The organism is Anabaenopsis sp. NIES-4685, from assembly GCF_059725405.1.
Genome location: NZ_AP043602.1, coordinates 2,673,343 through 2,696,158 on the forward strand (window position 1 = coordinate 2,673,343; position 22,816 = coordinate 2,696,158).

Annotated in this window: 21 protein-coding genes; 13 read left to right on the forward strand and 8 right to left on the reverse strand. The window is 41.3% G+C overall.

Annotation, left to right across the window (positions count from 1 at the left end):
- Nucleotides 1–233 precede the first annotated feature (233 nt).
- Nucleotides 234–704 carry a signal peptidase II gene (gene lspA, locus AC6IZ0_RS11465; protein ID WP_271734134.1) on the reverse strand — a complete coding sequence of 157 codons (471 nt, stop codon included), beginning with the start codon at nucleotides 702–704 and terminating at the stop codon, nucleotides 234–236.
- Between the two features lie 217 nt (nucleotides 705–921).
- Nucleotides 922–1,524, reverse strand: coding sequence for a biotin transporter BioY (locus tag AC6IZ0_RS11470; RefSeq protein ID WP_271734130.1), 603 nt, complete (start codon nucleotides 1,522–1,524; stop codon nucleotides 922–924).
- A gap of 1,084 nt (nucleotides 1,525–2,608) precedes the next feature.
- On the opposite strand from AC6IZ0_RS11470, the gene AC6IZ0_RS11475 reads away from it, so the two are divergent.
- The 8 genes from AC6IZ0_RS11475 to AC6IZ0_RS11510 all read left to right on the forward strand — a co-directional run bounded on the left by AC6IZ0_RS11475 (nucleotide 2,609) and on the right by AC6IZ0_RS11510 (nucleotide 10,760).
- On the forward strand, nucleotides 2,609–4,117 hold the full coding sequence (locus AC6IZ0_RS11475; RefSeq protein WP_497723001.1) for a sensor histidine kinase: 1,509 nt from the start codon (nucleotides 2,609–2,611) through the stop codon (nucleotides 4,115–4,117).
- Between the two features lie 110 nt (nucleotides 4,118–4,227).
- Nucleotides 4,228–5,061 carry a response regulator transcription factor gene (locus tag AC6IZ0_RS11480; protein WP_497723002.1) on the forward strand — a complete coding sequence of 278 codons (834 nt, stop codon included), beginning with the start codon at nucleotides 4,228–4,230 and terminating at the stop codon, nucleotides 5,059–5,061.
- A gap of 646 nt (nucleotides 5,062–5,707) precedes the next feature.
- Nucleotides 5,708–6,778: a phosphate ABC transporter substrate-binding protein PstS gene (gene pstS / locus AC6IZ0_RS11485; protein ID WP_271734127.1), complete on the forward strand. Its 1,071-nt coding sequence runs from the start codon at nucleotides 5,708–5,710 to the stop codon at nucleotides 6,776–6,778.
- Nucleotides 6,779–6,893: 115 nt separating this feature from the next.
- On the forward strand, nucleotides 6,894–7,859 hold the full coding sequence (pstC, locus tag AC6IZ0_RS11490) for a phosphate ABC transporter permease subunit PstC (RefSeq protein WP_271734126.1): 966 nt from the start codon (nucleotides 6,894–6,896) through the stop codon (nucleotides 7,857–7,859).
- A gap of 72 nt (nucleotides 7,860–7,931) precedes the next feature.
- Complete coding sequence (gene pstA / locus AC6IZ0_RS11495; protein WP_271734125.1) at nucleotides 7,932–8,861, forward strand: phosphate ABC transporter permease PstA; 930 nt, start codon at nucleotides 7,932–7,934, stop codon at nucleotides 8,859–8,861.
- Between the two features lie 68 nt (nucleotides 8,862–8,929).
- The gene (gene pstB, locus AC6IZ0_RS11500) at nucleotides 8,930–9,742 is read left to right on the forward strand and encodes a phosphate ABC transporter ATP-binding protein PstB (protein WP_271734124.1); all 813 of its coding nucleotides are present in this window, start codon (nucleotides 8,930–8,932) and stop codon (nucleotides 9,740–9,742) included.
- A gap of 53 nt (nucleotides 9,743–9,795) precedes the next feature.
- Entirely contained in the window at nucleotides 9,796–10,599 is an 804-nt protein-coding gene (pstB, locus tag AC6IZ0_RS11505) for a phosphate ABC transporter ATP-binding protein PstB (RefSeq protein WP_271734123.1), read from the forward strand.
- A 35-nt stretch (nucleotides 10,600–10,634) separates the two neighbouring features.
- Nucleotides 10,635–10,760, forward strand: coding sequence for a hypothetical protein (locus AC6IZ0_RS11510; RefSeq protein ID WP_271734122.1), 126 nt, complete (start codon nucleotides 10,635–10,637; stop codon nucleotides 10,758–10,760).
- Nucleotides 10,761–10,926: 166 nt separating this feature from the next.
- Here the strand turns inward: AC6IZ0_RS11510 and grxC are convergent, their stop codons facing one another.
- From grxC to AC6IZ0_RS11530, 4 genes are all read right to left on the reverse strand, one after another.
- The gene (gene grxC, locus AC6IZ0_RS11515) at nucleotides 10,927–11,193 is read right to left on the reverse strand and encodes a glutaredoxin 3 (RefSeq protein WP_271734121.1); all 267 of its coding nucleotides are present in this window, start codon (nucleotides 11,191–11,193) and stop codon (nucleotides 10,927–10,929) included.
- A gap of 107 nt (nucleotides 11,194–11,300) precedes the next feature.
- Entirely contained in the window at nucleotides 11,301–13,046 is a 1,746-nt protein-coding gene (gene hflX, locus AC6IZ0_RS11520; RefSeq protein ID WP_497726046.1) for a GTPase HflX, read from the reverse strand.
- A 641-nt stretch (nucleotides 13,047–13,687) separates the two neighbouring features.
- A complete protein-coding gene (locus tag AC6IZ0_RS11525) occupies nucleotides 13,688–14,074 on the reverse strand; it encodes a thioredoxin family protein (RefSeq protein ID WP_271734117.1) in 387 nt (128 codons plus the stop codon).
- Between the two features lie 369 nt (nucleotides 14,075–14,443).
- Nucleotides 14,444–15,166 (reverse strand): NnrU family protein, encoded by a 723-nt coding sequence (locus tag AC6IZ0_RS11530; RefSeq protein ID WP_497723005.1) that lies wholly within the window; start codon nucleotides 15,164–15,166, stop codon nucleotides 14,444–14,446.
- Nucleotides 15,167–15,450: 284 nt separating this feature from the next.
- Between AC6IZ0_RS11530 and AC6IZ0_RS11535 the strand changes: the two genes are divergently transcribed.
- The 3 genes from AC6IZ0_RS11535 (at nucleotide 15,451) to AC6IZ0_RS11545 (ending at nucleotide 19,504) form a co-directional block, all read left to right on the forward strand.
- Nucleotides 15,451–16,467, forward strand: coding sequence for a LysR family transcriptional regulator (locus AC6IZ0_RS11535; protein WP_271734115.1), 1,017 nt, complete (start codon nucleotides 15,451–15,453; stop codon nucleotides 16,465–16,467).
- A gap of 232 nt (nucleotides 16,468–16,699) precedes the next feature.
- The gene (locus tag AC6IZ0_RS11540; RefSeq protein ID WP_497723007.1) at nucleotides 16,700–18,061 is read left to right on the forward strand and encodes a protein kinase domain-containing protein; all 1,362 of its coding nucleotides are present in this window, start codon (nucleotides 16,700–16,702) and stop codon (nucleotides 18,059–18,061) included.
- Between the two features lie 81 nt (nucleotides 18,062–18,142).
- Nucleotides 18,143–19,504: an ABC transporter substrate-binding protein gene (locus AC6IZ0_RS11545; protein WP_497723009.1), complete on the forward strand. Its 1,362-nt coding sequence runs from the start codon at nucleotides 18,143–18,145 to the stop codon at nucleotides 19,502–19,504.
- A gap of 333 nt (nucleotides 19,505–19,837) precedes the next feature.
- Here AC6IZ0_RS11545 and AC6IZ0_RS11550 read toward each other — a convergent pair whose 3' ends face one another.
- Nucleotides 19,838–20,557, reverse strand: a complete 720-nt coding sequence (locus AC6IZ0_RS11550) for a Crp/Fnr family transcriptional regulator (RefSeq protein WP_497723011.1) — start codon at nucleotides 20,555–20,557, stop codon at nucleotides 19,838–19,840.
- Between the two features lie 332 nt (nucleotides 20,558–20,889).
- On the opposite strand from AC6IZ0_RS11550, the gene AC6IZ0_RS11555 reads away from it, so the two are divergent.
- Together AC6IZ0_RS11555 and AC6IZ0_RS11560 are read left to right on the forward strand one after the other, a co-directional pair.
- Entirely contained in the window at nucleotides 20,890–21,351 is a 462-nt protein-coding gene (locus AC6IZ0_RS11555; protein ID WP_497723012.1) for a hypothetical protein, read from the forward strand.
- The gene (locus AC6IZ0_RS11560) at nucleotides 21,311–21,721 is read left to right on the forward strand and encodes a hypothetical protein (protein WP_497723013.1); all 411 of its coding nucleotides are present in this window, start codon (nucleotides 21,311–21,313) and stop codon (nucleotides 21,719–21,721) included. Before AC6IZ0_RS11555 ends, AC6IZ0_RS11560 begins: the two co-directional genes overlap by 41 nt.
- 186 nt (nucleotides 21,722–21,907) lie before the next feature.
- On the opposite strand, the gene AC6IZ0_RS11565 is transcribed toward AC6IZ0_RS11560, so the two are convergent.
- Nucleotides 21,908–22,783, reverse strand: a complete 876-nt coding sequence (locus tag AC6IZ0_RS11565) for a Cof-type HAD-IIB family hydrolase (RefSeq protein WP_271734110.1) — start codon at nucleotides 22,781–22,783, stop codon at nucleotides 21,908–21,910.
- Nucleotides 22,784–22,816: the final 33 nt, after the last annotated feature.

Here is a 22,816-nt window from a genome sequence, read left to right on the forward strand (position 1 = left end):
GTTTTTACTAATTCAATCTTACACCAAGAAAATATCGACTCATCAAACCTACCAAGTCGGGTTCATTACTCTTGCCAACCGTACAAGATTGTGAGTCCATACTCCCTTAACATCTATAATTTTTGAAAATATTAGGGTAATATCTTTAAGGATTAATTGACATTAAAATTCTCTCTGACATGGGAAGTTGAGGGGATACTTTGATTTTCATTTATCAAGTGTTCAGATTAGCTTTAACTGTCACTATGACTGGGTGCTTTTTCCCAAGAAGCAATTAATAGACAAATAATACCAATAGTAATAAATGAATCTGCCATATTAAATACGGCAAAATTAATCAAGCGAAAATCCAGGAAATCAACCACATACCCCAAAGCGAACCGATCAATACCATTCCCCATAGCTCCGCCTAAAATCAAACCATAGCCTAACTGATTCCAACGACTTAAATTCTGGCCAAACCATGCTAGTGCTATCAATAACAAACTCACGACCAACGATAGCCATCTTAACCACTCTACTTTCCCGCTGAACAGACTAAAAGCTGCCCCAGTATTAGTAACATAAGTGAAATGGAATACATCTGGTATAATTGGTAATGTCTGTTCCAGGCTAAAGGTCTGCACTATCCAATATTTTGTTAGTTGATCTAAGAAAAAAGCAATGAAGGCAGTAATCCAAAAGAGATGATTTTTTAAACGCATGAAACTAGCAACTAGGGCGTGAGAGATAGTAGAGGTTAATGTCAATAAAAATAGTATTTACTAAATGGATATCAAAATCACCATCTCCTCTTTGTCTATAAAAGTACATATAATTACCGAGAAAATGTACAATTAGTCCCAATCATTTCAAATTGGTCAAAAGCCTATAAATGGATTTTTCGATTTTTACTTGACTGTCGTACTAGCTCTGCCATAACTAATAAAACATTAAATGACGTAATACATATGCTATTACGGTAACAGCACACACTACAGCTAGTTGACCGGGCAGTGCAAACCAAGAATATTTAAGGATTGCTTGCATTAGAGGCAAATTTTCCGTACCTTTCCACTGAAAAATATAACTGATGATTAAATAAGTAATACCGCAGAAGTGGACAGTTAACAAGCCACTCAAACAACTGAAAGCCAGGGTTTCCAGCTTAGGTCTAGCTTGAAATGCCAAAGATCCACAAATCCACGCTCCAGGGATAAAACCTAACAGATAACCGAACTGAGATAGTTTAACATATCCAATACCGCCACCATCGGCAAATACAGGTAGCAAGGTTAAACCCATGACTAAATAGGCGATTTGCGATAGTGCGCCAGCATTTTTACCTCCTAAACAACCTACTAACAGTACCGCACCAACTTGACAGGTAACACCCAAAGAAAAAATCTCAGTTCCTTGATTATTCCCAGTCCAAGGTAAGGCAATACTATAGGCTTCTAGGAAAGTACCGCCCATGGTGAGGAGCAAACCAACCATAGACCATAGTAATTGAATAGTTCCCACATTTTCTACACTTCCAGCCATTTTATTTGCACAAATACTCAAACAATGTTTTTATCAGTTATTTATGTATTAAACTATTAGTCATGGTATTGAATTATACAGATTTATACTGGCTTAGTCGTTATGTTTTATTATGACAAACATTATCCTCCTGATTTCCTTAGTCAAGGTATCAGAAAAAAGTATTAGATGTGTATTTTTGTGAGTTACTCCACAGACTAACCCGGAAGTGAGCACGGAGGTTATTTTTGTTTTAGCTGAAAATTCTCAGCCCCAGAATTGAATTATCGGGAGAAAGTGAACAACAACAGCAAACAGCGGCTAATAGTCCAGGTTGACAAGATCAATATAAAATATCACTAATTCTTATCAGCTTAATTAAAACATATATTATCATTTCTTACTTCTTTAGATAGATGAACGTATAAATTTCCAGTCTATTAGAGCAAAAATAGTCTCGACTATCACAAATCAATTCATATTAGGCTATTGTTTGCTCGTCAGATATGTTCCTCATGGTAGATGAATAAATAATCTTAAATATAGTTAAATCTTTAATAATGTAAATCATATATCAGAGTTTTTATGAATTAACTTAACTCTCTATGCCCATATTTGTAAATACACATTCAAACCCTAATATCAATATATACGTTATCTTTTAGATTGCATATTCTGTGAAAATTAGATGTTAACTATTAGTTATTGGCTGAATAGTTCAATGTCACTTGTCAATTTAGCACATTTACATTAAAGTCACGTATAACCTCATTGATATTTTTATAAAAGCAGTGGTTTGTCAAGTTATAGTGCAGATAATTTTGTATTTGATATTGAGTCATGGAAATCAAAAATTATCCTAAATTCAGTTTAAAAGTATCGATTAAGGTGGAGTTATAAGATTTCATATTTTATAAATTCCATAACTTGTAAGTTTATTTTTATAATTTTTTTATGTTATTAGTAAAATTCAAATAAATAGCACATTTTATGAAATAATTTAAAATTATTACCAATGACCAATAAATATATGTCTTTTTAAGAGCTATTATCTTGATTTTTGAATGCCTATGGTTCTGACTTATGAAAGGGAGATATTAAGTTTATGGATTATAGCGAAGATAGGTTATTTTTTGCAAATCTTACCAGAAATATACAGACAGAAATAGATTTAAAATTTGCTTATTTCCTGATAGATCAAGCTGTAGAACCAGCTTTATGCTTAGGAGAAAATTACCAGTTGATTTTTGTCAATGATGCAATTTGCAAAATGACTGGCTATTCCCGTGAAGAATTACTTTCAATGAGGCTTTATCATCTAGATATAGATTTTGATATCCATAGATTATCAAAAATAAAATCAGAAGATTATTTTACGTTTAAATCTCGCTATCGTAATAAGCAACAGCGCATATTTACAGTTGAAACTTCTATTATATACCTGAAAAAAACAGGTCAAACTTTTGCCTGTGCTGTTGTTCGACCTCAGAGGGATGAAGCCATAGATTTGAGCATAAAACCGGTGAATATCAATATATTATTCACCTTACCAGAAACAATAGAAGCCAACATTTTTCTGATTCAGGGAAACAGAATATTTTATGTAAATTCTGCCGTACAAAAATTTACTGGATATAGTAAAGAGGAACTACTAAATAATTTTGATTTTAACGGAATAATTAAGAGGAAAAAACCTATAAATTTATGCTTGCAAAAAGAATTACCTGACTTTGAATACCAGGAGATAAATATCCTCACATCAGATGGTACGGAACGCTTGCTAATTGGCGTGGTAACTAAGCTTGATGGAATTTTCAAGTTACCTGTAAAACCAGAAGAATTAATCATAGCTATTGATATTACAGATTACAAAAATTTAGAGTCAAGTTTTAATAACGCTTTACAACAAGCTAAACAAATAAGCGAACTGAGAGCGCAGTTTCTTTCTATGGTCTGTCATCAACTTCGTACTCCACTAAATATTATTTCATTTTGTAATAGCTTAGTTGCAGAAGAAATAGACAAGCATACCAAGCAAAAAATAGAATCATTACTGGAAAATATAGAAAAAGCCATCGCACAAATCAGCCAGATGTTAGATGATACTTTGTTGTTTGCTCAAGCAGAATCAGGCAAAATAAATTTTGACCCTAAACCACTGGATTTAGTGAAATTTTGTCATAATTTAGTGGCGGAAATGCACATTATTTCCATGGAAAAAAGAATAAATTTTCTGACTAATTTGGAAGTGATCAATGCTTTTTTTGATGCAAAATTATTAGATTATATATTGAAGAATCTCCTAGAAAATGCCATTAAGTATTCTCCTAAGAATAGCATTATTGATTTGATTATGACTTACCAAGAAAAATCTATTTTTTTTCAGGTAAAAGACCAAGGAATTGGCATTCCAACCAGAGACAAAGAAAGATTATTTGAAGCATTCTACAGGGGAAGTAATATTGGGAATATACCCGGTAATGGACTAGGATTATCGATTATTAAAACGCTAGTAGATTTACATGGTGGTCAAGTGAATCTGGAAAGCGAAGTAGATAAAGGTACTACCATTACTGTGATGTTACCACTAGTTAAAGAAGCCTCTTTTCTATGAGAATTAGAATGTTTTGATTACTATAAGTGTTAATTGATTTAAGTATTTAAGATTTGTCAATTTAAAAATCCCCATGTTCCATTTAATATTATAATTTTGGTTGCTATAAAATGAAGTACGAATCGGTCAAAAAAATTCTGGTAATTGAAGATGATCATGTTACCCGCCATCTTTATGTACAGGGTCTTGAAGCTAAAGGGTTTGATATTATAAACGCTCAAAATGGTTTAGCTGGTATCCAACAAGCACAGGAGTATGTACCTGATTTAGTACTTTGTGATCTGACAATGCCGGATATAGATGGTTACACTGTCCTCACCATGCTACGTCAAGATCCTGTTACAGCAATTATTCCCTTTATTTTTATCACGGGTAGCTGTACTAGAGAGGCTATTCGCAAAGGTATGGAGTTAGGTGCAGATGACTATGTTACTAAACCCTTTTCACTAGACGAATTACTCAGAGCAATTAATACCCAGTTGCAAAGACAAGCTGTGCTCAAAACTTGGTGTGCTGCTAAATTCCAGGAAGCTCAAAAATCAGGATCCGCAGATCAGACCACAGCTTTGAACTCACCTCAATCAATATTTCCCTGTGTTCCCCAATTAAAAAAAGTTTTTGAATTTATTGAAGCCCATTATCACGAAGGAATTACACTGTGTGATGTAGCTGAAGCAGTTGGTTACTCACCTGCTTACTTGACTAACCAGGTGGGAAAGCAGACAGGAGAAACTGTCAATAGCTGGATTGTTAAACGCCGGATGCAAGGAGCGCGTTTTTTACTGCAAAATGATTACCAAACAGTTGAGCAAATTGCCAGAGCATTGGGTTATCAAGATGTTTCCCATTTCTCCCGCCAGTTTCGTCAACATCATGGTTTACCACCTCATGCTTGGCGTAAGGAACATCAAGTTGGGTGTTTCAAAGTCGAACTTAATAATTAGAAAATTCTCAATGAAAAATATCCCCAAATATTATTTAGGGATAAAATTTATACGCGATCTCATATGCTAATAAGTAATATTTTTGATATTAACCCGCTATGCCGTTAGGTGAGCGGGACATTCTTAAGGGAATTCTGTGGTTTGAGGCTTTGGGTGATTAGCTTCTGAATAAATGGCGATCGCTAAAAAATTGCGGAAAAATCATGTTTGAACCTGAAAATAATACTGGATAGTTTGGTTTTTCCTGAAAATTTATAATTTATACCATAAAATTTAAGAAATTACGTAGCATTTTTTTTATTTTCAATGTAGCAAATAGATCAGAAAAATATATTATTTTGCCTTTGTTAACCTTTTGTTTACCTTCAGACGTATCTTTTAGAGGTATTCTAATATCGCTCATCTGGATAAATTAACTAAAAATTCACAGGTCTACATGTAATCAACAAGAGTCGCCTAGCAGCTAAAACATCGCTGTTAGATATGTAATTTAGCTTAGGGGCTTGTGGCGCGGGGCAAGACTCAGATAATCCCATTGCTACCGCCATAACCCTAGACTGTGATGCCGGTGATGTTGTCATGACCAATGAAGCAAGGTCTTTTTGATATAACTCCGTAGTACTTTCGCAAACTGGACGTATTTTTCATGGTTCTTAATCGCAAAGTTGTGTTAGCCATCGCTTCACTACCAATCATGTTGGTAGCAACAGCCTGTAGCCCAGGAGCGGATGGTGGTGGTGGGCAGAAAATAGCTATTACCGGAGCCGGGGCAACATTCCCCGCACCTCTTTTTCAGAGGTGGTTTGATGCCTATAATCGCCAAGTCAACCCCAATGTCCAGGTGAGCTATCAGTCCGTAGGAAGTGGGGCGGGTTTGGAGCAGTACATCAATAAAACCGTAGACTTTGGGGCGAGCGAAGCACCCATCACCGACTCTGCAAGTCGGCTCAAGTCCTTCAAAGAAGCTCATAATTACGATCCGATCCAAGTTCCCATGACCGGAGGCTTTTTATCCTTCTCCTATAACTTACCAGGAGTTAAAGATCTCGAACTGAGACTCTCCCGCAAAAGTTATTGTGATATCGTAACCGGAAAAATTACTCGATGGACTGATCCAGCCATCGCCGCAGATAACCCTGGTTTAAAGATTCCCGACCTACCCATTACCTTTGCGCACCGGTCTGATGGGAGTGGTACTACCTTCGTATTTACCAACCACATTAAAACTGTCTGCCCAGACTGGACAGCTGGGGCAGGAACTTCAGTAGACTGGCCTGTGGGAATTGGCGGACAAGGTAACGAAGGCGTAGCCGCTGCCATTCAGCAGAATGAGGGAGCCATTGGTTACTTATCCTACGCCTATGCTGCCCTAAACAAAATCAATTCCGCCTTAATTGAAAACAAAGCTGGAAACTTTATAGCCCCATCTCCAGAAGCAGCAGCCAAAGCTCTACTAGATGAGCCGGTACCCGATGATTTCGCGCTCCTAGTTCCAGACCCTTCGGGTGTTGATTCCTACCCTATAGTCGGTCTAGCTTGGGTGATGATCTATCGACAGTATGAGGACGATGCTAAATGGCAAGCCATGCGTAATGTCTTGGAATGGTCTTTGGGACCCGAAGGCAAGGCACTTTCGGAGGAACTTCTTTATGTCCCCATTCCTGACCCTCTAGTGCAGAGAATTAAAGCAGTATTTGACACGGTGAACGCCAAGTAATAATCCGAGATGATTGGGAGTGTCTTTGACATCTAACACTCCCAAAATTCATCCCGACACCTGAGTTGGGACATCACCATGTCACAATAACCACTTATAGAGCAAAAATCAAGTCATGATGTCGGCAGATAAATCAACTCAATTAACCGGGAATAGCCTGGAAAAGCAAATCAGTCCCGCTAGGGTTCTAGATGTGGGATTTTGGGGACTAACCCTGATACTAGCCATCAGTGCCGGAGCAGTTTTACTATGGGTAATCATACAGACCGCTATAGCAGCTACACCAGCCATTGAAAAATTTGGTCTGGGTTTTTTAGTCGGTACAACCTGGAACCCTGTCACCAACGTTTATGGGGTACTACCTCAGATATATGGAACTTTAGTCACTGCCTTGATTGCCCTGTCAATTGCTATCCCCTTGGGCATCGGAGTAGCCATCTTTTTAACAGAAGGATTTGCGCCTAAATGGGTAACAACTCCCATTGCTTTTGCCATTGAACTGATCGTCGCTATTCCCAGCGTGGTGTTGGGAATTTGGGGTATTTTTGTCCTCATTCCTGCTATCAGACCTATTTTTACCTTCCTTAACACGTACTTCGGCTGGATTCCTTTTTTCGGTGGCGATTCTGTTTTTGGCAATAGTCTGCTGATTGTGGGCTTGGTACTGGCAATTATGATTGTGCCCATTATCATCTCTATTACCCGGAGCACCTTTGAAGTCCTACCCAGTAATCTCCGCAATGGTTCCTTAGCTTTGGGAGCAACCCGTTGGGAAACAATTCTCAGAGTGCTGATTCCCGCAGGGTTATCTGGCATTATCAGTTCTGTGATGTTGGCTATGGGTCGAGCCATGGGGGAAACCATGGTGGCGGCTATGCTCGTTGGTAACGCCAACCGCATTAACATATCATGGCTGCAACCCGGATCGACGATCACAGGTTTGATTGCTTCCCAATTTGGAGAAGCGGGACGCACTCAAGTTGCGGCTTTAATGTACGCTGGCGTAGTGCTAATGCTTTTATCTTTAGTAGTGAATATTTTAGCTGAGATGATTATTCGTCGATTCCAAAATATTGAGTAAAATATCACGCCTTTTCCCCAGTTTTGAGTACGAGTGTATGCAAGATTAAGTTTACGAAATATCAATTAAATTATGGGTACTCCAGATAATCAGTATTCCTTTGGGTATGATAGCGATAGCGTGGCATCGGCCACGGACAGTGGTTTTGATATCAGTGAGAAAACCATGGCACCCCATCGCCGGATCATGGGGCGGGTGTTGACCATTTTAACTATGGTGTTTGCCGCGGCGGTAATTATCCCTCTAATTTGGGTGCTGGCGAGTGTGTTTCAAAAGGGGATTAATTCCATAATATTTCCAGATATTTTTACTAAGCTCCCCCCGCCTCCTGGTTTATCTGAGGGTGGCTTTGGTCATGCCATTATTGGAACTTTAATGACTCTGGGTATTGGTACATTGATTTCAGTTCCTTTTGGTGTGATTGCGGCTATTTACTTAGCTGAGTTTGGTCGGGGAACTCGGTTGGCCTACTTGGTGAAGTTTTCCTGTAATGTACTCACCGGTGTCCCCGCTATTTTGTGTGGCTTATTCGCCTATGCAATTGTGGTGATGCCATTAGGGTCATTTTCGGCTTTTTCCGGTGGGGTGGCTTTGGCGGTGTTAATGCTGCCTATTATTATTCGGTCTACAGAAGAGGCTTTGTTATTAGTGCCTAATGAGTTGCGTTTGGCTGCAATGGGTATTGGGGCGACAAAATTTGAAACCATTGTCCAGATTGTCTTACCAGCAGCTCTGACTTCAATTATTACTGGTATAGTTTTATCTGTTGCCCGGGCTGCCGGAGAAGCGGCTCCCTTGCTGTTCACCTCTTTTAACAATAATTTCTGGGCCACTAATGTTTGGGAACCTGTGGCAACCTTACCAGTGTTAATTTACTTTTTCTCGATTATTCCCTATAAGGCTTCCCAGAGTTTGGCTTGGGCCGCCGCCTTGATGTTATTGTCAATTGTGCTGTTGTTTAGTATTTTGGCTCGGTACTTGAGTCGGCAGAAGAAGTTATAAGATCAGGGAATTCAATTCTTTTGGCTGCAAACTCAGCCAATTTCTATACACTCTACATTGAGAATACTATGGAAAAGAAAATTAGTAATAGCAGTCCCGTTGATAGTAGGCGCATTTTTGAGGTCAAGGATTTATCGGTTTACTATGGGGGTGCGATCGCCCTTCAGTATGTGACAATGGATATTCTGGAGGGCAAAATTACCGCTTTAATTGGTCCTTCGGGCTGTGGTAAAAGTACTCTCCTGCGTTGTTTCAATCGGACTAACGCCTTGATTCCGGGTGCGAAGGTGAAGGGATACCTTACTTACCGAGGACAAAATCTCTACGGTGCTACAGTTGACCCGGTGGTAGTCCGCCGCAGGGTGGGTATGGTATTTCAGCAGCCTAATCCTTTCCCGAAGACGATTTATGACAATGTAGCCTATGGTTTGCGGGTGAATGGCATTAAGGGAAATATGGATGAGATTGTTGAAAATTCCCTCCGCCGTGCAGCCCTCTGGGATGAGGTTAAAGACAATCTCCACAAGTTGGGGACTTCTCTTTCAGGGGGACAACAGCAGCGTTTGTGTATTGCTCGCGCTATTGCGGTTCAGCCGGATGTGATTTTGATGGATGAACCTTGCTCGGCTCTTGATCCTATATCGACGATGCGGATTGAGGAGTTAATGCTTGATCTCAAACAGCATTACACTATTGTCATTGTCACCCATAACATGCAGCAGGCTTCTAGGGTTGCAGATTATACTGCTTTCTTTAATGCCGAAGCCCTGGAAGGGGGAAATCGCGTCGGGTATCTGGTAGAGGTAGATACCACCGAGAGAATTTTTTCCAGTCCCCAGGATCAGCGTACTCGCGATTATGTGAGTGGTCGTTTTGGCTAAGGAACCACCAGAGAAAGATTCTCTGGGGCAAAAATCCACAATACACTATTATTATGCCTACTAACACTACTACAGTGAATGACACTGAAACTGTTTTACGCACAGAGAATCTGAATGTGTACTACGGTAATTTTTTGGCTTTGCGAAATATTTGGCTGGACATCCCGAAAAATCAGGTGACAGCTTTTATTGGTCCGTCTGGCTGCGGTAAAAGTACATTGCTGCGATGCTATAACCGTCTCAATGACGTCATCGATTCCTTTCGAGCAGAAGGCAAAGTTTATTTTTACGATCACAATTTGTATGCACCCAACATCGACCCTGTACAGGTGCGCCGCCGAATTGGGATGGTATTTCAACGACCAAATCCCTTTCCTAAATCAATTTATGAGAATATTACTTTTGGAGCCAAAATCAATGGCTATCAAGGGAATATGGATGAATTAGTCGAACGCAGTCTCAGACAAGCTGCTTTGTGGGATGAGGTCAAAGATAAACTACGACAAAGTGGCACATCTTTATCCGGCGGACAACAGCAACGCTTGTGTATCGCTAGAGCGATCGCAGTGCAACCGGAAATTATTCTCATGGATGAACCCTGTTCTGCCTTAGACCCAGTTTCTACATTGCGGGTGGAAGAACTAATTCACCAACTCAAAGAAAAATATACCATTGTCATCGTCACCCATAATATGCAACAGGCAGCACGGGTGTCTGATCAGACAGCTTTTTTCAACGTTCAGGTTGTGGAAGGTGGTCGCAGTGGTTATCTAGTAGAATATAGTTCTACAGAAGCCATCTTCAATGACCCCCAACAAGAAGATACCCGAAATTATGTCAGTGGCAGGTTTGGTTAAATATACCAGATTTGGAACAACTGGCCATGTATAGTATGCCTGATATCAAAAAATGTGCAATATCTGACATGATTCACAAGAAAATCCCCGAAAGGCACGGAAGCCAATCGGCTTTAGACAGTGGAGGAAGTGCCAACGGCTTGATTCGCCGTGATAGTTAACCATGAAAGGGATTTTTCCAGTTTTTGTCCGCATTTAGAGTTAAATTATTGAGCAAACTAAGCCGGTAAATATACTTTTTTCTCCCAGACCTCCAGAGACGTGAGACCTCACGTCTCTAGGTGATTTGTTAGATATGTCTAATCTTAATCTCAATATTGGGTTAATCTAGACATCAGAAGCTAATAATTCATCCAGCTTACCTTGACGTTCTAAAGCGTGAATATCATCACAACCACCAACATGGGAATCATTAATAAAAATTTGTGGTACTGAGCGTCTCCCCTGAGATCTTACTGACATTTGAGACCGTGCTTCTTCATCTCCATCAATGCAATATTCAGCAAAATCAACACCTTTTTTAGTCAACAAACTCTTAGCACGGATGCAAAATGGGCAGGTGCTCCAAGTGTAAATTTCAACTTTGGCAGCCATAAAATCCTCAATTAAATTTAATACTTCTTAATTTTAATGCCTTTTTAATGCCTTTAATCCCCCCGCTTCTATCCGGGGGGTTCTTACAGCCATCACGGCGATTCAAGTCACCGAGTGTCAACAACATATTTGACCAGTTGGGTCAGACGTTGACGCAGGGTTTCTAAACCTAATCGCTGACTGGCGGAAATAAACACAGCCAGGGGAAACTCCTCTCGAGCTAAAGCCAAGGTGGCGCTATCTGCTTGGTCAATTTTGTTAAAAACAACCAGTGCAGGGCCTGGAGTAACTGGCATTTGTGCCAAAATTTCCCTAACTGAGCGAATATGACTCAACCAAGCAGGATGAGATAAATCAACCAAATGCAGTAGAGCATCGGCTTCTGTGACTTCCTCTAAGGTGGCACGAAAGGCATCCATTAGAGAGGCTGGGAGTTCGTGTATAAAACCTACTGTATCTGTGAGTAGAATTTCTTGAGTTCCACCACGGTCACCATCGGCAATTACTAGGCGGCGGGTGGTGGGGTCAAGAGTAGCAAACAACTGGTCAGCGGTGTAAACTTCCGCGTTGGTGAGAGCATTGAGCAAAGTGGATTTACCGGCGTTGGTATAGCCCACTAAAGCCACAGAGGGAACTTCCTGATTTTGCCGTCTTAGGCGTAACCGGGAGCGATGGGCTTGTAACTGGTTGACTTCCTGTTGCAGTCGAGAAATCCGTTTTTGAATAGCGCGCCGTTCTGTTTCCAGTTTAGTTTCACCCGGTCCAACGGTGCCAATCCCACCACCTAACCGCGACATAGCCAGACCTCTACCACTGAGTCTAGGCATCATATACCCTAACTGTGCGAGTTCGACTTGTAGTTTACCAGCACGGGACTGGGCCCGTTGGGCAAAGATATCTAAAATTACTTCTGTGCGGTCAACTACCCGGACACCAATTTTCCTTTCCAAGTTACGCACTTGGGCGGGTGAGAGATCACGGTCAAAAACAATCAAATTAGCTCCCAGGGTTTGGGTAGTCAGGGCGATTTCTTCTACTTTCCCCTCACCCACTACTGTTTGTGGATGAATCCGCGATCGCTTTTGTTGTAGTGTCTGTAATACTTCTCCCCCTGCTGTATGTACTAACCTGGCTAATTCCATTATGGTATCTTGGAATCTTTGACTACTTTCAGTGTCAGTAATAATACCAACTATGACGACGCGATCATGGTCAGCAGCTACTTCCGTGGCCACAAATTCCCGTTGGAATTCGGCTTCCACACTGTCCACTAAGTCGATAAAATCCTGCTCTGACAGCATATCTAAACTCATAGGTGGGGATACGCTAGAGTAAAGTCCCGAGTCGGGAGCCACTAAATTTACCTTTGTCCCCAGCTGAGTTGAGACTAGCTGTTTAGTATTGGATACTAAATGAGCTAAATAACTTTCCTTGACGTACCCCGTGGAGCCGCCTCCGCGCTTTGTAAATCCTGTACTAGTAATATTTAGCACTACAAGAGCATCTAAGCGTTGCAGTGCCATAGCCGTCAAAGCCGACTCATTCGGGGGTTCTGCCTTGAGATGGGTGGCGATACAACGAATACCGCTCAGACGCTCTGCACCGTAACGGGGTAATTCTAACGGTGGGATTTGCGTTTGACGGGGTGTACCTACCCCTACACGCATCACTTGTCCCCGACGGTTGAGGTAAGCACATACAGGCTGATTGATTTCTGTGCTGATAGCAGCCAGACGCTGGGAAAATTCAGGCGTAGTAATGCGATCGCCTGGGATGCGCTGGTGGTAAAGTCGCTGTAGTTGCTTCAGCTGACTGGATTTAAGACCTTGAAGATTTCCAAAAATAGTTTCTATAGGCGTTCCTGACCAGTAAATGGCCCCCCAAATCATTACTTATGTCTATTTTACAACAGTGTTTTGTCTGTCAACTCCTTCTGATCAAGCTGACAAACAGTAAATATTCTCATCTAAAACATGATAAATTGTAATATTATTTTCCTCAACTTTAGGAACACTTACGCAGTTAGCAGATAATTAGCCTGGCTGAAACTACGTAAATGCAGACAATCCACAGATTTTTGACATTCGAGGTAACCTAAAGGGTATATTTGCCCTAAAAGTCCCAATTAACGAGGGAATGTCCTTGTTTATCAAATTATTCGACAATCATAGAGTCTTTGGATTACTGATCTATTTATCGTCTACCTTGTTTATCTAAAAATTTGTTGAATTTAGCTAATTACCATTTTTCTTAATTTTAGGATTTTGAGCCACAGATGACTGAAATTCTCCCCAGCGGAAACCTAGGCGCTATTACTGTTTCAAACGCCGAACCCTGAATCAACAGGGTTTGTGAGCAGACAACACCACGCTCATGAGAGCAAACGTGGTGGCCTGGGAACTTGGAAACTCAGTTGGATCTGTTGTTCCAAGATAACAACAATGGCACTAGAGTACCTGGTGGTGAATATCCCGGCTTCTAGCCGGGTAGAGCGTCAAGCCGAGCGACATTCCATGTCTGCTGTGGTCACGGCATGGTATGTTCTAGAACGGTTATTATAAGTGAGCTTAATTTCTTCTAAAGCCAGACGTAAATCCTCTTTACTACTAAAACCTTCTAGACGATGCCGAATTATGCCATTTTCCACTAACAGCAAAGTTGGCAGTGTCCTGAGTCTATAAGTATTAGCCAGTTTAAAATTATTATCGGCGTTAACCCCTACTAACTTGATTTGCTCACCACATTGAGCATTAAATTGCAACAACAGAGGGTGAATCAGGCGACACAAGCTGCACCACGGTGCTTCAAAATTCACTAAAACAGGAATGGGAGATTGTAAAACTTCTTGTGTAAATGTCCGCTCACTAACCGACAACACCATGACGCCTCTAAAATTATAAGGTTTTGATATTAAACTAGCTATCAGGAGCAAGAATTGCCAACGCAGTTATTTCCTCAAGCGGATTTAGGAAAAACATACACTGTAACCACCAGCCAGGGCAGAGATACTGTCGCTGTTTTCACTTATCCACTGCCCATCTTTCCTGTTTCCAGGAAATTGGACTGCTGTGTTATTACTTCCCTAGTACAAGCATTTAAGTTGTCAAAGACCTAGAGAAAATATCAAACTGACGAAGCGATCCCCCTGCTGAAAGCTATTAAAATTCATACTACATTGATTTGGCAGCGGTTGATCGGCGGAAATTGCCATTGACTGGTATTTTATTTTGATAGTGGGGATCGTCTCTAACTACCATTCTATCCGACTAGTTGCTACCAGTAACAGGGGGTGAGCCCAAGAGAGCAGAGCTATAAAAATTGCTACTCCTAAGTAGGCAGGGCGGAGAAACTCCTGCCATTTGATAGATTGACGACCATCAATAATTGCTCGGAAAGGAATAATTGATGTCCGTTGTTTGACGACTTCAAAGGCTTCACCATAGCGTGCCGCCAGCCGGCGATCGCCATGCCAAACACCAAACAAGTGATGCAAGATTAAGCCCAGGGAAGTAACCAAGGTAAAGCTAGTTCCTAGCCAGAGGGTATGGGCTAAACACCAGATAATTTGCCCTACCATCTGGGGATGGCGGGTAATACGAATAATTCCTGTCTCGTAAAGGTGAACTTGGGGCTTTTGAATGGCGGCGATTTCTAGTAAATTGAAGGTAGCAGGATACAAAAAGAAAAAGGAAATCGCTGATAATACCCAAACTCCTAGCCTTACTCCCGGTACTGCCTGTACTAGCCACAGTTGCAAACCGTCATACCGATGATTGAAAAAGTAAATAATTAAGATTACAGCTAAGGGTAAACTAATTAATGCAAAACAAATGCGATAAAGCCTCGGTCCGATGTGTTTTTCTGCCCAAGGACGGAGGGCCGCTCCCCCACTGTGAGCGATCGCGAAAGCTAATTGTAATCCCAACATGACCAAATGACTGGGAGTAAGCCAAGAATTGAGCATTGTATACATAGGTAAAGTAATTTAACAAAAAGTTAACTCAGTACAACCAATACCACAAAATTTTCCACAGGAGACTTTACTCAGGGTGTTGTGGTACTGTCTTTTTCGAGTCAAGCCTTCTTGAAGATGTAACAAAACAAGGGAGGGTGACAAGCTGGAAAACTTGATTCACTAGTCAATTGTCACCAATTATTTATTTCTGCTACAGATCACGCCCCTAGTGGGCAGAAAAACTACGTAGCAGTTTGCTTTGTTCACCAAGCTGCTCCTTTTAAAATTGTGGGTTGAGCCTTATGTCTGACCTTCCTTTCACTTTAGATCAGTTACGTATCCTGAAAGCGATCGCCGCAGAAGGGAGCTTTAAGCGTGCTGCTGATAGTCTTTACGTCTCGCAACCTGCGGTGAGTTTACAAGTCCAAAACTTAGAACGACAGCTGGATGTCCCTTTATTTGACCGTGGAGGTCGTCGCGCACAATTAACCGAAGCTGGACATCTACTCTTGAGCTATGGTGAGAAAATCCTGAGTTTGTGTCAAGAAACCTGCCGCGCTGTGGAAGATTTACAAAACCTCCAAGGCGGTACTTTAATTGTTGGCGCTTCTCAAACCACCGGAACTTATCTTTTACCAAAAATGATCGGTATGTTCCGCCAAAAATATCCAGATGTATCAGTGCAATTACATGTCCACTCTACCCGGCGCACCGCCTGGAGTGTCGCTAATGGACAAATTGATCTAGCGATTATTGGTGGTGAAGTTCCGGCTGAGTTAGCAGAATCTTTGGTAATTATGCCCTACGCTGAGGATGAACTAGCACTGATTTTACCAATATTTCATCCCTTTGCTAAACAGGAAAAAATTCAAAAAGAAGACCTATATAAACTACAATTCATTGCTCTAGACTCCCAATCAACTATTCGCAAAGTGATTGATCAGGTACTGGTAAGGTGTGATATTGATACCAGACGGTTTAAGTTTGAAATGGAACTAAATTCCATAGAAGCCATCAAAAATGCCGTGCAATCAGGCTTGGGTGCTGCCTTTGTCTCCACCTCAGCCATCGCCAAAGAATTACAAATGGGTGTATTAAAATCTACCTGCATTGAAGGTGTCGTCGTCAAGCGAAACCTCTGGTTGATTTTTAATCCTAATCGCTATCGTTCTAAGGCTGCAGAAGCCTTTAGTCAAGAAATTTTACCTCAGTTTGCTACTCCAGAATGGAATAAAGATATGTTGAAAATATCACAACCTAAGTTAGGGGTAAATACACTGGATGGAGTCAATATTAACTCTGATTCTGAACCAGTTTAAAATCTAGTTATTAGTCTCTTGTCATCAGTATTTTTAAGTTGGAGATGTAATTTCCTTAATTTATTGGTGGGGAAATTATAGCCTTTTTCAGGCTCATGAAGTACACACCAATTCCCTGTTCCCTGTTCCCTCAAACTAAAAAAAATTGTACCTCACGAGCATGGGAAATGCTATATAATTTATGGTTGAGAGTAAGTAAATCGATTTTATTGATGGCATGACAATGATAAAAATGAAAGTTTACTGTACTCGTCCGACTTACCCTCGCCCACAAAACTATTTTGCGGATTTGGACGATATTAACACCCTGAAAACAACGCAACAAAAATATTGTACTACCTGCGGTATGCCCTTACTCCTAGATGGTCGATATGTGCCAGTTAAGTTACTGGGAAGAGGGGGATTTGGTACAGCATTTTTAGCAATAGATCGCCGCATACCAGGAATGCGTCAATGCGTAGTCAAGCAGTTTCAGCCCGCGGGAAGTTTATCACCTACTCAATTGCAAAAAGCACAAAAGTTATTTGAGAGAGAAGCAGAAGTTCTAGCCCAAATAGGTAGTGGACACGAGCAAATACCTGGTTTATTTGCTTTTTTCCCGGTAATAGTTAATAGTTTGCAAGGAGGACACCAAGAGCAGTTTTTTTACTTGGTACAAGAATACATTGATGGACAAAATTTAGCAGAAGAATTGGATCAGAAGGGTAAATTTTCTGAACCAGAAGTTTTAGAAATACTGCAAGAAATTCTCAAGGTTTTACAGTTCGTACATGATAGAAGTATCATTCACAGAGATATTAAACCTTCTAATATCATGCGTCGTCGTGATGGTAAACTCTTTCTGCTGGATTTTGGGGCTGTGAAGCAGGTAACAAATGCTACGGGAGGCTCTAATGCTTCCACTGGTATTTATTCCATGGGATTTGCACCACCAGAGCAAATGGCCGGTAACCAGGTCTTCCCGTCTACAGACTTATACGCTTTGGCGGTCACTATCCTGAACTTGCTGACAGGTAAAGCAGCAAATCAACTGTTTGATACCTATACTAATCAGTGGCAATGGCGCTCTTTAGTTAAGGTCAGTCCTCGCCTGGCTGATATTTTAGATAAAATGCTCTTACCTGCTGCTAATCAACGCTTTCATTCGGCTAATGAAGTAATTATAGCTCTTTCTCAACCATCAATTACCCCAATTGTTACACCCAAATCTCAACCAGCCAAAACAAAACCTCAGCCCAGTTTTTCTACGTGGGAATTATTGGGTGGAGCAGCTTTTAGCGGGTTTGAGGGTGCATTAATAGCGATCGCTCTGAATAGTTTCTTGGGCAGTGCTGTAATCACTGGGGTGATTTGTGCTTTGATATTAGGTATAATAATATTCGCCCAAACTAGACGGTGGATTGAAAAGTTTGATTTATTATTGATTCCGGTAATTACCTTAGCAGTGATTATTTTTGTTCCCTTTTTACAAGGGGGAATTGCCATTTCACAAATAATTTTGCTAGCGGTTGCTGGTGGTTTAGCAACTATTGCAGTTACATCCATATATCGAATTGTTTATCAAATATTATCTTTAATATTTAACAAGAATTAAAACACCTACACATCCAGTTTCTTTCAGCATTACTGACCGCGACGCATAAATAAATTTATAAATCAACCCCAATTCTTAATTATGTCCCAGAAAAATGAAACTACCCTACTTGTTTTTTCCCTGCTGATCACATTGGGCTTATTAGGTGGTATTTTGTGGTTTTTTGACATAATCAGATTTCCCCAAAATCAACCCGGTGCAGAGCGGATTAGTTTTGGAGAAAGAATTTTGAACACTGGCGAAGTGACTCCTGACAAAAAAGCGGGAGTACAAGCAATAAGTGAGAAAAATTATACCCAAGCTATTGCTAGTTTAGAAACATCTTTAAAACTCAAGCGTAATGACCCCCAGGCACTGATATATTTAAATAATGCCCGCATTGGTGCTGCTAAAAGCTATAGTGTTGTCGCCTCAGTACCTATAGGTAATAATCCTAATGTTTCCCTGGAGATTCTACGCGGTATCGCTCAAGCCCAAAATGAGGTGAATACCTCCGGGGGTATTAAAGGCGTACCTTTAAAGGTAGGGATAGCCAATGATGATAATAATCCTGAGATTGCTCAACAAATTGCTGCTAGCCTAGTTAAAAATCCCGATGTATTGGGGGTAGTTGGTCCTTATAGCAGTGACACTACCTTAGCGGCAGGTACTATTTATGATGCTGGGAAACTGGTAGCCATTACTCCTATTAGCACTTCGGTGAAAATTTCTAACTTTAGCCCCTATATTTTCCGCACAGTACCTAGTGATTTTATCGCAGCTAGGAGCTTGGCTAATTATATGGTCAAAAACTTGCAGAAAAGACAAGCGGCGGTTTTCTTTAATTCCCGGAGTAATTACAGCCAGTCTTTAAAGTCGGAGTTTGTATCATCTGTGTTGTTGGAGGGTGGACGAGTATCAGGTGAGTTTGACCTGTCCCAGGGAAATTTTAGTGCGGCTAAAAGCCTACAACAGGCTATTGGGGAGGGTGCAGAAGTTTTGATGTTAGCAACTGACACTGAAAATTTAGATAAAGCACTGCAAGTGGTTCAACTGAACCAGAAACGGTTAAATGTACTGGGAGGAGATGATGTTTATAATATTAAAACATTAGAAGTGGTGGGAGAGGCAGCCTTGGGGATGGTGGTAGCAGTTCCCTGGCATATTTTAGGCGATCGCCAGTCAGATTTTCCCCAAAAGTCGAGGGATTTGTGGGGTGCTGATGTTAGTTGGCGAACTGCCTTGGCTTATGATGCCACTGTAGCCCTGATTGCCGCATTAGAAAGAAATCCTACACGTTCGGGGATACAACAAGCACTCACCGCTTCTGATTTTTCTCCTACTGGGGCTTCTGGTGCGATTCGATTTTTACCTTCAGGCGATCGCTCTGCGCCTGTGCAACTAGTAAAAGTAGTTACCGGTAACCGTTCCCGGACTGGCTATGACTTTGAACCGGTACGGTGAACCATCAGAGAAGATGGGGAAAACGTTTTCCACGGCATAAATTCTTCCCCAGGCGAGTTGAGTGGTCTTAATGTGGTTTGTACAGCCACGACCACCCAAGCCCAGTCTGAATTAACTGAACATCCTAGGTAATATAGAATACATTTGTGCTATTGACCCTTGCTATTGGGAAGCAAGGGCAATAGATTGCTCATTACCAAGAACATTGATTTTCACATTACGCAATTGATCACAATCTGTTTGTGGTTGTCAAACAGATTGCTCAAACCCAGGAAGTAGATATTGCCGACTCTAACTTGCTGTGGCTTTTGTTCATCAGCTGTGAAATGCGTTTCAGTTGGCTCGATTAATCGACTCTGCTGGTAAGCAAATGAGATTATCTCCCTGGGTGAGGATTAAGCCGCGTTGACGCAACTTACCCATCAAGCGAGTCACAGTTACACGAGTGGAACCGATGGCGCTACCAATTTGGGCATGGGTGAGGGGGAAGGGCAGACAATAGCCACGAATCACATCGGGGTCAGTCTCACTCATAGCCGGTTCTCCGTATTCCTCAATCAATAGTGTCAGGAATCCTAAGAGTCGGTCAATGGTGCGGCGTTGTCCCAAGGCACTCAGCCACAGTAATTTACGTTGGTGCTGATACCTAAAGGCATCCATGACTTCACGGCGGAAGTGAGGCCAGTTGTCTAAATCGTGCCAGTACATCCACAGCACAGCTGTTTGGTCAACATGGGCGTATGCTTGGAGGGTGAATGGTGACTGAGCCACAATTTCAAACGGTTGTCCCGCGCCGATAAAACCCAAGAAGGCTTCTTCTGGAGTTCTATTAATGCGTCGAGAAGTGAGCTGACTGGCGGTGGTACTAACTTGTGCTGTTCCCACCATGCGAATTGCGCCCCTTTGCACTAAGTACAATAATCCAGGTCGGGCTGGAATACGTTCATCCTTGCTAAAGGTGCGGCAGCGGTAGTGTTCTTGAGCCCAGTCAAGAATCCGTTGCCAAGTTAAAAAGGGCCGTGATGCCTCAGAAAAAGAAGATGGAGATTGCATAGGTAACAAAGAGCGTTTGGCTGAATACAAAGACGTAATAAAAAGGTGCAAGGAGTGTCTTTGTGTCGGCAGAGTAGGCTTAACGCCTAACAGCGTCAGCCATACAAAGAGCAGAAAAGCAGTTAGTTTGCCCTCTACTCTTTTGTTATACTTCCTACTGTACAATGATTGTAGTAAAGTTTACTGACAGTTCATCGAAAATTCATCAAATTTTATGCTACTCTCATTTTTTTGCATCAAGTTCAGATTTATATCTTAAGGTAGATGACGAAAATATACAAATATGTTATGGATACCCTGTGAGTACAAGTGTATATAGTTCAAATTTACTAGTGAGCCGAGAAATAGCAATTAAAGGGTTAATATATCGTTACATATTATATGTACTCAGTTTTTGTAATTTTAGTGGTGAATTTGTCCCCATAGCAAGTAGAAAGTTTCCTCTCTATAAGGGTACAGATGATAGTCGAGTTTTATATATTTCAGGTTTGGCGCTCCAGTTGGCAAAATCTGATCATGACAAAACGATGGACATCGCCAATGGAATTGTCTCTCACTTATCAGCAATGGGTGACGGTGTTTTTCAGGTGGAAGTAGTTCCCCCTGGTTGGATTCATTTAGAGTTAACTCATGCTTTTTTAGCTGCTTGGTTGCAAAACCTTGTAGTTAAGAGTGTGGGTGAAGATGGGGAGAGGGAAAAAGCCAAAATTACCATGTTAAATCCCTCTAGCTTGTTTATGATTCAATATGCTCATGCACGTTGCTGCTCATTGGTGCGGTCTAGCTCACCATGAAGGATTGATTAAACTCAAGGAAGTACATCAGGCTAACCTGACTAGTTTGGTATCGGTAGAGAACATACCTTGGCTCAACGATGAGCAAAAACTCCGCTTCACTCACCCAGCAGAGGGTCGTCTGATTACTGAGTTAGTAGAGGCTGTAGATAACTTAGAGTGTAGTGGTACAGTGAACTGGGAAAAAGTTGCCTTGGATTTAAGTCGAGCTTTTGAGGCTTTCTGGTGCAGGTGTCGGATTTTGGGGGAGGTGAAAATTACTTCACTAGAATTAGCCCAAGCCAGGGTGGGACTGATCATGGCTACTCAGTCTGTGTTGAGGTGTTTACTTGTAGATAAACTGGGAGTTTTTGCTCCTCTGGAGTTATGATTATTTGCGATGAAAAAATTCTTTACCAAATCTTTATAATTACCGGGAAAAATCGCAAGTTTTCTGGAAACTATTGACTGATGTAGTCGCCTCGGTTATATTTACAGGTGTGTGAGGAGCGAACCAGTAAAGGCACCGAGACGAAACACGGCCAGTCGTCGGTGTCTTTTCTGATGTTAAGCAGTTTTAAGAGAGTAAAAATTTCTCGATCGCACTTACTACCCCATCTTCCTCTACAGTAGGGGCTACCCATTGGGCGACAGCTTTTACACCTGGTGGAGCGTTACCCATAGCTACACCGATACCAGCATATTGCAGCATTTCCAAATCATTAAAGTTATCACCAATAGTCATGACGTTTTTGCTTTGTAAGCCTAGTAATTCTTCTGCTAGGTAACGCACAGCAGTTCCCTTATTAACTAAGGGGTTAGTTGCTTCAAAGAACGTAGCAATCGAAGTTGTGAGGTAAAGTTCAGCAGGTGTGTATTGACGGCGTAAATCACCTAGTAACTGATTAATTACCTGTGTGTCCTCACACAAGGCTAGTATTTTTGTGGGTTCATCGCTCAGAACTCGGCGTAGGTCGCCTACGGGAATTGGCGTAATACCAGAACGTTTTGCATAGGTTTGAGTTTCTTGGCTCAAGTCTCGCACGTACAGCTGGTCATTAATATAGAAATGGATAGATAAATGCGATCGCAGTTGTGGTTGTTCAAAATAATCTAGTAGTTGGTGTGCGATTTCTCTGGAAACAGACCAATGGCGATGAATTTTCTGACTAGCTGGGTCTTGAATCCAAGCGCCTTGATAAGCCATCAATGGTAGAAGACAGTTAATTTCTTGGTGGAAGCGTAAAGCTGAACAATACATCCGACCAGTGGCGATGGCTACGTGAATTCCTTTGGCTTGTACCGCTGCGATCGCTTGCTTTACGGGTACACTTAAGGTGTTAGACTCTCCAGAGATCGTACCATCTATATCTAAAACCAGTAACTTAATGTCTTGTGTAGCCAGAGCCTGATTACCAGCGGATGTTAAATCAGAGGTAGGTGCTTTGTGCATAAATTCCCCATTCAGGTTAAAACTCCCAGTATG

Excerpts from the sequence above, each read along its gene's own strand:
- AC6IZ0_RS11480 (WP_497723002.1), top strand. The coding sequence starts at position 4,228 with ATGAAGTACGAATCGGTCAAAAAAATTCTGGTAATTGAAGATGATCAT.
- AC6IZ0_RS11530 (WP_497723005.1), bottom strand. The coding sequence starts at position 15,166 with ATGTATACAATGCTCAATTCTTGGCTTACTCCCAGTCATTTGGTCATG.
- pstB (WP_271734123.1), top strand. The coding sequence starts at position 9,796 with ATGCCTACTAACACTACTACAGTGAATGACACTGAAACTGTTTTACGC.
- AC6IZ0_RS11560 (WP_497723013.1), top strand. The coding sequence starts at position 21,311 with ATGCACGTTGCTGCTCATTGGTGCGGTCTAGCTCACCATGAAGGATTG.
- pstC (WP_271734126.1), top strand. The coding sequence starts at position 6,894 with ATGATGTCGGCAGATAAATCAACTCAATTAACCGGGAATAGCCTGGAA.
- AC6IZ0_RS11470 (WP_271734130.1), bottom strand. The coding sequence starts at position 1,524 with ATGGCTGGAAGTGTAGAAAATGTGGGAACTATTCAATTACTATGGTCT.
- grxC (WP_271734121.1), bottom strand. The coding sequence starts at position 11,193 with ATGGCTGCCAAAGTTGAAATTTACACTTGGAGCACCTGCCCATTTTGC.
- AC6IZ0_RS11510 (WP_271734122.1), top strand. The coding sequence starts at position 10,635 with ATGCCTGATATCAAAAAATGTGCAATATCTGACATGATTCACAAGAAA.
- pstA (WP_271734125.1), top strand. The coding sequence starts at position 7,932 with ATGGGTACTCCAGATAATCAGTATTCCTTTGGGTATGATAGCGATAGC.
- pstS (WP_271734127.1), top strand. The coding sequence starts at position 5,708 with ATGGTTCTTAATCGCAAAGTTGTGTTAGCCATCGCTTCACTACCAATC.
- lspA (WP_271734134.1), bottom strand. The coding sequence starts at position 704 with ATGCGTTTAAAAAATCATCTCTTTTGGATTACTGCCTTCATTGCTTTT.
- AC6IZ0_RS11550 (WP_497723011.1), bottom strand. The coding sequence starts at position 20,557 with ATGCAATCTCCATCTTCTTTTTCTGAGGCATCACGGCCCTTTTTAACT.
- AC6IZ0_RS11540 (WP_497723007.1), top strand. The coding sequence starts at position 16,700 with ATGAAAGTTTACTGTACTCGTCCGACTTACCCTCGCCCACAAAACTAT.
- pstB (WP_271734124.1), top strand. The coding sequence starts at position 8,930 with ATGGAAAAGAAAATTAGTAATAGCAGTCCCGTTGATAGTAGGCGCATT.
- AC6IZ0_RS11475 (WP_497723001.1), top strand. The coding sequence starts at position 2,609 with ATGGATTATAGCGAAGATAGGTTATTTTTTGCAAATCTTACCAGAAAT.
- AC6IZ0_RS11525 (WP_271734117.1), bottom strand. The coding sequence starts at position 14,074 with ATGGTGTTGTCGGTTAGTGAGCGGACATTTACACAAGAAGTTTTACAA.
- AC6IZ0_RS11535 (WP_271734115.1), top strand. The coding sequence starts at position 15,451 with ATGTCTGACCTTCCTTTCACTTTAGATCAGTTACGTATCCTGAAAGCG.
- AC6IZ0_RS11545 (WP_497723009.1), top strand. The coding sequence starts at position 18,143 with ATGTCCCAGAAAAATGAAACTACCCTACTTGTTTTTTCCCTGCTGATC.
- AC6IZ0_RS11565 (WP_271734110.1), bottom strand. The coding sequence starts at position 22,783 with ATGCACAAAGCACCTACCTCTGATTTAACATCCGCTGGTAATCAGGCT.